The 9,046-nt window shown below is 71.3% G+C and carries 10 protein-coding genes; all 10 read left to right on the forward strand.

Features of this window, described 5'->3' with window-relative positions:
* The coding region (hisI, locus tag IZR01_RS45660) for a phosphoribosyl-AMP cyclohydrolase (protein WP_194927474.1) at positions 1–330 on the forward strand (330 nt) is incomplete at its 5' end.
* Positions 327–1,874 carry an anthranilate synthase component I gene (locus tag IZR01_RS45665; RefSeq protein ID WP_194898904.1) on the forward strand — a complete coding sequence of 516 codons (1,548 nt, stop codon included), beginning with the start codon at positions 327–329 and terminating at the stop codon, positions 1,872–1,874. The genes hisI and IZR01_RS45665, both read left to right, overlap by 4 nt.
* Positions 1,874–2,569, forward strand: a complete 696-nt coding sequence (locus IZR01_RS45670) for a Trp biosynthesis-associated membrane protein (RefSeq protein WP_194927475.1) — start codon at positions 1,874–1,876, stop codon at positions 2,567–2,569. The genes IZR01_RS45665 and IZR01_RS45670 overlap by 1 nt, the downstream gene beginning before the upstream one ends.
* A gap of 57 nt (positions 2,570–2,626) precedes the next feature.
* Positions 2,627–2,833, forward strand: coding sequence for an HGxxPAAW family protein (locus IZR01_RS45675; protein WP_194898902.1), 207 nt, complete (start codon positions 2,627–2,629; stop codon positions 2,831–2,833).
* Positions 2,834–3,035: 202 nt separating this feature from the next.
* Positions 3,036–3,860 (forward strand): indole-3-glycerol phosphate synthase TrpC, encoded by an 825-nt coding sequence (trpC, locus tag IZR01_RS45680; protein ID WP_194898901.1) that lies wholly within the window; start codon positions 3,036–3,038, stop codon positions 3,858–3,860.
* A 197-nt stretch (positions 3,861–4,057) separates the two neighbouring features.
* Positions 4,058–5,332 (forward strand): tryptophan synthase subunit beta, encoded by a 1,275-nt coding sequence (gene trpB / locus IZR01_RS45685; RefSeq protein ID WP_267254999.1) that lies wholly within the window; start codon positions 4,058–4,060, stop codon positions 5,330–5,332.
* Positions 5,329–6,138, forward strand: coding sequence for a tryptophan synthase subunit alpha (gene trpA / locus IZR01_RS45690; RefSeq protein WP_194898900.1), 810 nt, complete (start codon positions 5,329–5,331; stop codon positions 6,136–6,138). Before trpB ends, trpA begins: the two co-directional genes overlap by 4 nt.
* 157 nt (positions 6,139–6,295) lie before the next feature.
* A complete protein-coding gene (locus IZR01_RS45695; RefSeq protein WP_228555937.1) occupies positions 6,296–6,820 on the forward strand; it encodes a MauE/DoxX family redox-associated membrane protein in 525 nt (174 codons plus the stop codon).
* Between the two features lie 126 nt (positions 6,821–6,946).
* A complete protein-coding gene (locus IZR01_RS45700) occupies positions 6,947–7,795 on the forward strand; it encodes a DsbA family protein (RefSeq protein ID WP_194898898.1) in 849 nt (282 codons plus the stop codon).
* A gap of 212 nt (positions 7,796–8,007) precedes the next feature.
* Positions 8,008–9,012 carry a thioredoxin domain-containing protein gene (locus tag IZR01_RS45705; RefSeq protein ID WP_194927476.1) on the forward strand — a complete coding sequence of 335 codons (1,005 nt, stop codon included), beginning with the start codon at positions 8,008–8,010 and terminating at the stop codon, positions 9,010–9,012.
* The last annotated feature ends 34 nt before the right edge of the window (positions 9,013–9,046 follow it).

Below are 9,046 nucleotides of genomic sequence, written 5' to 3' on the forward strand. Positions count from 1 at the left end.
GTGCTGATGCTGGCGTGGATGGACGACGAGGCGCTGCGGCGCACGCTGGCCACCGGGCGGGTCACCTACTGGTCGCGGTCCCGGCAGGAGTACTGGACCAAGGGGGCCACGTCGGGGAACGTGCAGGTGCTGAAGTCCGCGGCGCTGGACTGTGACGGGGACGCGGTGCTGCTGAAGGTGGACCAGTCCGGCGGGGCCTGCCACACCGGGGACCGCACGTGCTTCGACGCCGGCGAGCTGCCGCTCGGCGAGGCGGTGGGGGAGGCGTCCGGCGAATCGCGGGGGAAGCCGGTGGCGTCGCGGGGCGCTCTGGGAGAATCAGCGGCATGACGGCCTTCCCCCCAGGGGTGGACACCCCGGACCTGCCGACCTTCCGCGAGCTGGCCGAGAACCGCCGGGTGATCCCGGTGGTGCGGCGGGTCCTGGCCGACGGCGAGACGCCGGTCGGGCTGTACCGCAAGCTCGCCGGCGAACGGCCCGGCACCTTTCTGTTGGAGTCGGCAGAGCACGGCATCTGGTCGCGCCACTCCTTCGTCGGCGTCAGTACCGGCGCCGCGCTGAGCGAGCAGGACGGCGTCGCGCACTGGATCGGCGAGCCGCCGGTCGGGCTGCCCACCGAGGGCGACCCGATGGACGTGCTGCGCCAGACCCTGGAACTGCTGCACACCCCGCGGCTGCCGGGCCTGCCGCCGCTGACCGGCGGCCTGGTGGGCTACATGGGCTACGACGCCGTGCGCCGCCTGGAACGGCTGCCGGAGCTGGCCAAGGACGACCTGCGCATCCCGGAGCTGACCTTCCTGCTCAGTCTGGACCTGGCGGTCCTGGACCACGCCGACGGCTCGGTGTGGCTGATCGCCAACGTGGTCAACCACGACAACCTGCCCTCCGGCGTGGAGGCCGCCTACGCGCGCGCCGTGGAGCGGCTGGACGCGATGACCGCCGCGCTGAACGCGCCGGTGGTGAACGTGCCGCTGGTCTACGACCCGGCAGCCGCGCCGTCGTTCAGCGCCAACCGCACCTCCGAGGACTACCGCGAGACGGTGCTGCGCTGCATCGAGGAGATCAAGTCCGGCGAGGCCTTCCAGATCGTGGTGAGCCAGCGGTTCGAGGCCGAGGTGAAGGCCTCGGCGCTGGACGTCTACCGGGTGCTGCGCGCGACGAATCCGAGCCCGTACATGTACCTGCTGCGGGTCCCGGGCCCGGACGGCACCCTGGCCGACGGCTTCGACATCGTCGGCTCCTCGCCGGAGGCGCTGGTGAAGGTCACCGAGGGCCGGGCGATGCTGCACCCGATCGCCGGCACCCGACCGCGCGGGGCGGACCCTGAGCAGGACGCGCAACTGGCCGCCGACCTGCTGGCCGACCCCAAGGAGCGGGCCGAGCACCTGATGCTGGTCGACCTCGGCCGCAACGACCTGGGCCGGATCGCCGCGCCGGGCTCGGTGGAGGTCGTGGACTTCATGGCGGTCGAGCGCTACAGCCACGTCATGCACATCGTCTCCACGGTGATCGGTGAGCTGGCGCCGGGCAAGACCGCCTTCGACGCGGTCACCGCGACCTTCCCGGCCGGGACCCTGTCCGGCGCCCCGAAGCCGCGCGCGATGGAGATCATCGAGCACAACGAGCCGACCCGGCGCGGCCTGTACGGCGGCATCGTCGGCTACCTGGACTTCGCCGGCGACGCCGACACCGCGATCGCGATCCGCACGGTGCTGATCCGCGACGGCATGGCGTATGTGCAGGCCGGCGCGGGGATCGTGGCCGACTCCGACCCGGCCGCGGAGGACCAGGAGTGCCGGAACAAGGCGATGGCGGTGCTGAAGGCGGTCGCGGTCGCCGGGACGATGCGCTCGGCCGTCGGGGAGGACGCGTGATGAGTACGGGAGTTGAGAAGGACGGGGTCGCGGAAGCGGAGGCGGCTGCTTCCGCCGCGGCCCGCCGAGCCGGCCGCCGCGAGCTGACCATCACGGTCCTGATCGCCCTGCTCGGCGGCGTGATCGCCTGGGTCTGCGCCGGGCGTACCTGGGCCACCGGCGTCGCCGGCGCGGTCCCGAACACTTTGAAGGTCACGGCCAGCGGCAACGACCTGTCGGCCGGGGTGACCGCCCTCGGCCTGACCGCGCTGGCCGGTGCGCTCGCGCTGTTCGCCACCCAGCGCCTGGCCCGCCGGCTGGTCGGCGTGCTGCTGATCGCGGCCGGGATCGGCACGGCCGTCTACGCGTTCGGCGAACGTGGCACGTCTCACGCCTCCCGCGTTCTGGCTCAGAAGGCCGCGGCGAAGGGGTTCGCGACGGACTCCGTCCACGCGCACACGTCCTCCTGGTGGCTGCTCGCCGTCATCGGCGGCGTGCTGGTGGTCCTGGCCGGGGCCTCGGCCGTGCTGCGCGGCGGCGGCTGGCCGGGCATGTCCTCGCGCTACGAGAACGCCGCCTCCAAGGCCGCCGCGCGCGCCGCCGACACCGGCAGCGCCAAGGACCTGTGGGACGCCCTGGACCGGGGCGAGGACCCCACCGAACCGGCCGCGGCGCCCGCGGTCGCGCTCAACCCCACCCCGGGCGCGGAGCATTAGGCCGAATCGGTGACAATGGAGGGGTCTGAAGACCCTCCCGTCAGCGCAAGGAGCACCATGTCGTCATCCAGCGGCGAAGACCACGGCAGCACCCCCGCGGCCTGGACCGCCGTCTTCCTCTGCATCGTCGGCTTCCTGATCGGCGGCGCCGGGCTGGTCGCCGGCGTCCCGGCCCTGGCCATCGTCGGTGGCGCGATCGCCGTGGTGTCCCCGGTGGTCGGCAAGATCATGTCCGCGATGGGCCTGGGCGCCGCTGTGAAGTAGCGCCTCCGGCGCGCGAACCGGCCGCGGACCTGGGGTCCGCGGCCCCGGCGGCGGGGGCCGTTCGTCCCACCAGAAGATCACTGGACTTCGGCGGTCCCTCGGAGCCGCTAGAGTGAGACGTCGGACACGCCGCCCACCCGGTCGTACTCTCGGGGGGCGCCGCTGTCCCATCTTGTGAGGCGATCGAGGGGAGCTGACGACGGTGAACGTACTTGCCGAGATCATCGAAGGCGTCCGCCTCGACCTTGCCGAGCGCCAGGAGAAAGTCACCCTCGACGATCTGAAGGCCAAGGTCGCCCGGCTGGACAACGCCATCGACGGGGTCGAGGCCCTGCGCCGCGGCGGGGCCGGCGGCGACGGCGTGAAGGTGATCGCCGAGGTCAAGCGCTCCTCGCCGTCCAAGGGCGCGCTCGCGGCCATCGCGGACCCCGCGGGCCTGGCCGCCGACTACGAGGCCGGCGGCGCGACCGTGATCTCCGTCCTCACCGAGCAGCGCCGCTTCGGCGGTTCGCTGGCCGACCTGGACGACGTCCGCCAGAAGGTGGACATCGCGGTCCTGCGCAAGGACTTCATCGTCACCAGCTACCAGCTCTGGGAGGCCCGCGCGCACCGCGCCGACCTGGCCCTGCTGATCGTCGCCGCCCTCGAACAGCCGGCCCTGGAGTCGCTGATCGAGCGGGCCGGCACCATCGGGCTGACCCCGCTGGTCGAGGTGCACGACGAGGAAGAGGTGCGCCGCGCCCTGGACGCCGGTGCCCGCCTGATCGGCGTCAACGCCCGCGACCTGAAGACCCTGGAGGTCCGGCGCGACACCTTCGCGCGGCTGGCCCCGCTGATCCCGGACAGCGTCGTGCGCGTCGCCGAGTCCGGCGTCCGCGGCCCGCACGACCTCATCGCCTACGCCAACTCCGGCGCCGACGCCGTCCTGGTCGGCGAGTCGCTGGTGACCGGCAAGGACCCGCGCGCCGCGGTCGCCGACCTGGTCGCGGCCGGTGCGCATCCCGCGCTGCGGAACGGGCGCGGCTGACCGCCGTACCGAAGACGCGGTGCGAGACGGTAGAGTCCAGATCGTGATGTCGAGCCAGCCGAGGGCCGCGGCCCGCCGCCGACCGTGGTGGCGGCATGCCCCGGCGGCGCGGCGATGGCAGGAAGCGTAAGAGCTGCGCGCTCTTAGTCAGACTTCTGCCATAGCACCTTCCCATCACTCATCACCTGGACATCTCCATGTCTGAACAGACCGATCCGCGCGCTGAGATCATCTCCGCGTACGCGGCCACGGCCGCGATGCCCGACGACACCGGGCACTTCCCCACCGACGACACCCTGTTCGGCGGCCGCTTCATGCCCGAGGCGCTGATGGCCGTGCTGAAAGAGGTCACCGAGGCCTACGAGAGCTCCAAGACCGACCCGGCGTTCCACCGCGAGTTCGCCGACCTGCTGCTGCACTACGCGAACCGCCCGAGCCTGCTGACCGAGGCGCGCAACCTGTCCCGGCGGGCCGGCGCGCGCATCCTGCTCAAGCGGGAGGACCTGAACCACACCGGTTCCCACAAGATCAACAACGTGCTGGGCCAGGCGCTGCTGGCCAAGCGCATGGGCAAGACCCGGGTCATCGCCGAGACCGGGGCCGGGCAGCACGGCGTGGCCACCGCGACCGCCGCGGCGCTGCTCGGGCTGGACTGCGTCGTGTACATGGGCGCCGAGGACACCAAGCGGCAGGCGCTGAACGTGGCCCGGATGCGGATGCTCGGCGCCGAGGTGGTGCCGGTCGCGATCGGGTCGCAGACGCTCAAGGACGCGATCAACGAGGCGCTGCGCGACTGGGTGGCCAGCGCCGACACCACGTACTACCTGCTGGGGACCGCGGCCGGCCCGCATCCGTTCCCGGCGATGGTCCGCGACTTCGCCCGGATCATCGGCGTGGAGGCGCGGCGGCAGACGCTGGAGGCCACCGGAGCCCTGCCGGACGCCGTGTGCGCCTGCATCGGCGGCGGCTCCAACGCGATCGGCGTCTTCCACGCCTTCCTGCCGGAGGAGTCGGTGAAGCTCTACGGCTTCGAAGCCGGCGGGTCGGGCCTGGCGACCGGCCTGCACGCGGCGTCCATCACCGGCGGTTCGGTCGGTGTCCTGCACGGCACCCGCACCTTCCTCCTCCAGGACGAGTACGGCCAGACCAAGGACAGCCACAGCATCTCAGCCGGGCTGGACTACCCGGCGGTCGGCCCGGAGCACGCGTATCTGCACGCCACCGGCCGCGCGATCTACGAACCCGTCGACGACCGCGAGGCGATGGACGCCTTCCGCGTCCTGTGCCAGACCGAGGGCATCATCCCGGCCATCGAGTCGGCGCACGCCATCGCCGGTGCGCTGCGTATCGCGCCGCGGCTGGCCGCCGAACTCGGACGCGAACCGGTGATCGTCGTGAACCTGTCGGGGCGCGGCGACAAGGACATGCACACGGCGGCGTCGTACTTCGGCTTCGAGGGGGGAGAGCTGTGAACCGGCTCCAGGATGTGCTCAAGAACGCGCGGGCCGAGAACCGCGCGGTCCTCATCGGCTACCTTCCGGCGGGCTACCCGAGCGTGGACGGCTCCATCGAGGCCATGCGCGCCATGGTCGAGGGCGGCTGCGACATCATCGAGGTCGGGCTGCCGTACTCCGACCCGGCGATGGACGGCCCGGTCATCCAGGCCGCCGCCGACCAGGCGCTGGCGCGCGGGGTCACCACCCCGGACGTCATCCGCGCGGCCGGAGCGGTCGCCGACACCGGCGCCGCCGCGCTGATCATGTCCTACTGGAACCCGATCGAGCACTACGGAGTCGACCGCTTCGCCGCCGACCTGGCGGCAGTCGGCGGCAGCGGCGTCATCACCCCGGACCTGATCCCCGAGGAAGCCGGTCCGTGGATCGCCGCGACCGACGCCCACGACCTCGGCCGGGTCTTCCTGGTCGCACCGAGCTCCAGCGCCGAGCGCATCGCGCTGACCGCCGAGGTCTGCACCGGCTTCGTCTACGCCGGCGCGGTGATGGGCGTCACCGGCGCCCGGGACCAGGTCGGCGGCGCGGCACAGGCGCTGGTCGCGCGCACGAAGGAGGCGACCGAGCAGGCGGTCTGCGTCGGCCTCGGGGTCTCCAACGGCGACCAGGCCGCGGAGATCGCGGCCTACGCGGACGGCGTGATCGTCGGCTCGGCCTTCGTGCGCCGGCTGCTGGACAACCGCGATCCGCGCAAGGGCGCGGAAGCGGTGCGCGAACTGGCCGCGGAACTCGCCGACGGCGTCCGGCGGGGGAGTAAGGCGCGGTAGCGGTCGCACGCAGTAGCTGAGAAACCGCTAGGAAGTTCCCTCGCGGGAGTGAGTGGCACTCCCGCGAGGGTGTTCCCTACCTGTAATTTATGAAGCCCGCCCAGACTTGAGGCGCGAACGCGCCGCGATCGCCCGAGGACAGAAGGTTATGACTTCCATGGCTTCCAAGGCCCCGGCCAAGGACGCGCCCACGTCCGGCGGCATCCGCGGTTTCGTGGGCGACAACCAGCAGTGGATCAGCCTGGTCATGCGTGTGCTGTTGGCGGTGATGTGGTTCAACTACAGCCTCGGCAAGCTGACTTCGCCGGAGACCAACGCGCAGAGCGTGCGGGCCTTCCGGATCCTGCCGGAGTCGCTGGTCTCCCCGTTCGGGTACGCGCAGCCCTACCTTGAGCTGGCGCTGGGCCTGCTGCTGATCCTGGGCCTGGGTACCCGGCTGGTGGCGGTCTTCTCCGCGCTGCTGCTGCTGGTCTACATCGGCGGCATCATCTCGCTGGGCGCCCGGGGCATCGCGATCAGCTGTGGCTGTGGCGGCTCCGGCGGCCTGGTGCCCAAGGGGCACACGCGCTACACGCTGGACGTGCTGCGCGACCTGCTCTACATCCTTCCGGCGGCGTGGCTGATCTGGAAGCCGGCGTCCAAGTTCTCGCTGGAGCGGGCGCTGCTGGGCGACCCGATCTGAGTGCCGGATCCGAGCATCGGATCTGGGCCCGATCTGAGCACCGCCGGGCGGCTGGTCCGAGCGTGGCGGTGACCCGTTCTGACCTGTCCGATTGTTCCGTTATGAGAACCCCCGCACCATGGGGTCATGACGAGCACTGGCGGCGGCGGCCCGCGCCGTAGCGGACGGGAACGGGCCGCCGAGGCGCGGCGGCAGCAGGCCGCGGCCGATCGGCGCCGCAAGCAGCTGGTGATCGGCGGCATCGCGGTCGCGGTGATCGCGCTGGCCGCGCTGATCGGCGTGCTGGTGCAGCACAACACGTCGAACAACAACAAGAAGGCGCGCAACGCCTACGGCGCCGGTCAGCCCTTCGCGGCCCCCTCCGGGGTGGTGCCCGGCCCCGGGTCGCCCACCGATCCCGGGGCCATCGTCTATGGCAAGAGCGCGGCCAAGGTCACGGTCGAGGTGGACGAGGACGTCCGCTGCCCGTTCTGCAAAGAGGCCGAGTCGTTCTTCGGCGCCACCAACAAGGAGTACGCCGACGCCGGCAAGATCCAGGTCCACTACCGGCTGGTGGACCTGATCGACCGCAACAGCGGCGGCCAGGGTTCGCTGGTCGGCGGCTCGACGCTGGCCTGCGCCGCGGACGTCGGGCAGGCCGAGTTCATCGCCTTCCACGACCTGATCTACAAGAACCAGCCCGACGAGACGACCGACTCCTACGGCTCCGTGGACACCATGCTCAACCTGGCCGGCCAGGTCCCGAACCTGCGCAGCGCGACGTTCGACCAGTGCGCCCGCAGCGGGAAGTACGCGCAGTGGATCAAGGACAACTACACCTGGCTGGGCAAGAAGCTCGGCGGCAGCGTCGGGACACCGGACATCTACATCGACGGCACCTCGTTCCCGCTCCAGGACCCCAACGCGGTCCCGGGCACCCAGCAGACCGCCAACTACAAGGCCGCGCTGGACGCGGCCGTCGCCAAGCAGGGCTGAGGATCGCAAGACCAGACGGCGGCCCCGCAGAACAACGCGGTGGCCTGGCAGAGCAAGACCTCGGCCTAAAAGTTCCTGAAGGATTTGCCGCAACCTGGACCACCTCCGATGCGTTTTCAGGCCGTCACCGCATAAGATGCGGTGCGCGCGCCCTGGGACGGAAACGGCGGCGTGCCAATACCAGACGGCATCGGACAGGACTGTTAACGACGATGAGCCAGGCGAACCGGGTAGGAAAGCAAAACGCTCGCGAGCGGGTGTTGGCGGAGAAGGTCGCCCGCCAACGGGCTGAGCGGCGCCGCAAGCAGTGGACCATCGGCGGGGTCGTGGTCGTGGTCATCGCCGTGGCCGGCGGCGTCGGCATCGCGGTCAACGCCGCCAAGCACAACAGCACCGGGGCCTACCTGGCGCCGGTCGGCGCGGTCGTCGACCCGCAGGCCAAGTCCAACAAGGACCTGGGCATCCACGTCGGCTCGGCCGACGCGCCGGTGAAGATGACGGTGTTCGAGGACTTCCGCTGCCCGGTCTGCCAGGAGATCGAGGGCGCCGTCGAGCCGACGTACAAGCAGTACGTCGAGGCCGGCAAGTTGCAGATCACCTACCACCCGGTCCGGCTGATCGACAGCAACAACGGCGGCAAGGGCTCGCTCAACGGCGGCAACGCCGCGGCCTGCGCGCAGGACCAGGGCGAGTTCGTCCCGATGCACGACCTGCTCTACGCGAACCAGCCGAACGAGGAGACCGACGGCTACGGCGACAACTCCAAGATCCTTTCGATCGCGGACCAGGTCCCGGCGCTGAAGGCGAGCACGGCGTTCCAGACCTGCGTCACCAAGGGCCAGCACGACACCTGGGTGCAGGACAACGCCGACCAGTTCAACAAGCTGCAGCTGCCCGGCACGCCGACCATGTTCATCGACGGCGCGCAGCTGACCTTCGGCCAGCAGAACCAGGCCGCGGTGTTGCAGTACTTCCAGGGCCAGCTGGACGCGGCGTTCAAGAAGGACGGCAGCAAGGCCGGCACCCCGACCACGCTGCCGACCCCTCCGCCCTCGGCCCCGTCCTCGGGCGCGTCCTCCTCGGCGCCGTCCGCCTCGGGTTCCTCCTCGGGTGCGCCGTCCTCCTCGGGTGCGCCGTCGTCCTCCGGCTCGTCCTCGGGCACGCCGTCCTCGACCGGCTCCTCCTCCGGTTCCACCCCGACTTCGTCGAAGTCCTGACCGCACCCGGCCTGAGCCGCGGCTGACCGAGAGG

The organism is Catenulispora pinisilvae, assembly GCF_015356865.1.
Classification (GTDB): Bacteria; Actinomycetota; Actinomycetes; order Streptomycetales; family Catenulisporaceae; genus Catenulispora; species Catenulispora pinisilvae.

Coding starts and splice junctions, on each gene's coding strand:
- IZR01_RS45665 (WP_194898904.1), top strand. CDS start 327: ATGACGGCCTTCCCCCCAGGGGTGGACACCCCGGACCTGCCGACCTTC.
- IZR01_RS45670 (WP_194927475.1), top strand. CDS start 1,874: ATGAGTACGGGAGTTGAGAAGGACGGGGTCGCGGAAGCGGAGGCGGCT.
- IZR01_RS45675 (WP_194898902.1), top strand. CDS start 2,627: ATGTCGTCATCCAGCGGCGAAGACCACGGCAGCACCCCCGCGGCCTGG.
- trpB (WP_267254999.1), top strand. CDS start 4,058: ATGTCTGAACAGACCGATCCGCGCGCTGAGATCATCTCCGCGTACGCG.
- IZR01_RS45695 (WP_228555937.1), top strand. CDS start 6,296: ATGGCTTCCAAGGCCCCGGCCAAGGACGCGCCCACGTCCGGCGGCATC.
- IZR01_RS45700 (WP_194898898.1), top strand. CDS start 6,947: ATGACGAGCACTGGCGGCGGCGGCCCGCGCCGTAGCGGACGGGAACGG.
- IZR01_RS45705 (WP_194927476.1), top strand. CDS start 8,008: ATGAGCCAGGCGAACCGGGTAGGAAAGCAAAACGCTCGCGAGCGGGTG.